The sequence below is a fragment of the Novosphingobium sp. fls2-241-R2A-195 genome, from assembly GCF_030209485.1.
GTDB classification, from domain to species: domain Bacteria; phylum Pseudomonadota; class Alphaproteobacteria; order Sphingomonadales; family Sphingomonadaceae; genus Novosphingobium; species Novosphingobium resinovorum.
On sequence record NZ_JARVRY010000045.1, the window covers coordinates 1 to 1,369 of the forward strand.

Genomic DNA, 1,369 nt, shown 5'->3' on the forward strand with positions numbered 1-1,369 from the left:
GCTATCACATGTTCATTCTGCCCATGTCGGGCAGATGGTAGAGTTTCACTACCGTTGGCATCCATATTACGGCGGCCGTTTTCGGTATGAAGGCCGCGAGGATCGGGCCAGTGGTGCGATTGTCCGGGTAGAGATCAGGCCGGGCGAGATCATTCAGGTTTCGGAGTGGATGCTGGATAGGGCGTTTTGCGCTGGTATGGCGATGGGCGAACCGCGGATTGCGGTGACTGGCCTCGTGGAGCTTCATAGACTGCTTACCGATCGCGGTTTCAGGCAGACTTCGTCGGATGGTCTCACCCCCATCCAGGAGGCGCCCTGTGAAGGCATTACCACCACCCTCGACGTTACCGATGCTGGCCCGTCAGTTGAGCATGCCGCTCGATATGCCGCAGATTCGGGGCCTGACCGACGCGGAACGCAGCACGGTTGTCGCCAAGTTGGCGACCCTCCTGATGGCGGCGGCCGGCGTCGCGGCGAAGGAGCCGAGCGATGACGGGCAATAATCTCATTCCGGCCACGGTGCTTAATCGCAAAGCTGTCGTCTACGTTCGGCAGTCCACCCCGGGCCAGGTCCAGAACAACCTGGAGAGCCAGCGGCGTCAATATGAACTTGTCGATGTTGCGCGCCGCTGGGGGTTCCGTGATGTCGAAGTGATCGACGATGACCTCGGCCGTACCGCCAGTGGCGCTGCCGACCGCCCTGGTTTCGAACGACTGGTGAGCGGCCTGTGCACAGGTATGGTCGGCGCGGTGCTGTGCCTGGATGCATCGCGCCTTTCCCGTAATGGTCGAGACTGGCATCACCTCCTGGAACTGTGCGGCCTGGTGGAAGCGCGCGTGATCGATCTCGATGGCGTGTATGATCCTTGTCGACCGAATGATCGCTTGTTGTTGGGCATGAAGGGCAGCATCAGCGAGTTTGAGCTCGGCATTTTGCGAACGCGCATGCTCGACGCGGCGCGCGCTAAAGCACGACGGGGGGAACTGCGCCTCAGTGTTCCGATCGGCTATATCTGGCACCGCGATTATGGTCTGGGGCTTGATCCTGACCTTCGGGTGCAGGAGGCTATCCGCCTTATCTTTTCGCGCTTCCGCGAGCTTGGTAGCGCCCGCCAGGTGCTGATTTCGCTCACCACGGACAATTTCCATTTCCCCCGTCCTTCTGACGGGCGCAAAAGAGTGTCCTTCGATTGGGTGCCGCTTCGCTATCGGAGCGTCATTTCGATCCTGAAGAACCCGTTCTACGCTGGGGCATACGCCTATGGCAAAAGTGAGAAGCGGACAGAGATTGTCGATGGCAGGGCTCGCAAAAGCTACGGCCACGGCAAGCCTTTTGGAACGTGGGAAGTGCTGCTCCGGGATCATCATG

Annotated in this window: 2 protein-coding genes; both read left to right on the forward strand. The window is 60.0% G+C overall.

The window, feature by feature from the left end; translation table 11 throughout:
- Positions 1-317: 317 nt before the first annotated feature.
- Positions 318-503 carry a hypothetical protein gene (locus tag QRN25_RS25720; RefSeq protein WP_285022355.1) on the forward strand — a complete coding sequence of 62 codons (186 nt, stop codon included), beginning with the start codon at positions 318-320 and terminating at the stop codon, positions 501-503.
- Positions 490-1,369, forward strand: an 880-nt coding sequence (locus QRN25_RS25725; protein ID WP_285022358.1) for a recombinase family protein, incomplete at its 3' end; no start/stop codon positions are given. The genes QRN25_RS25720 and QRN25_RS25725, both read left to right, overlap by 14 nt.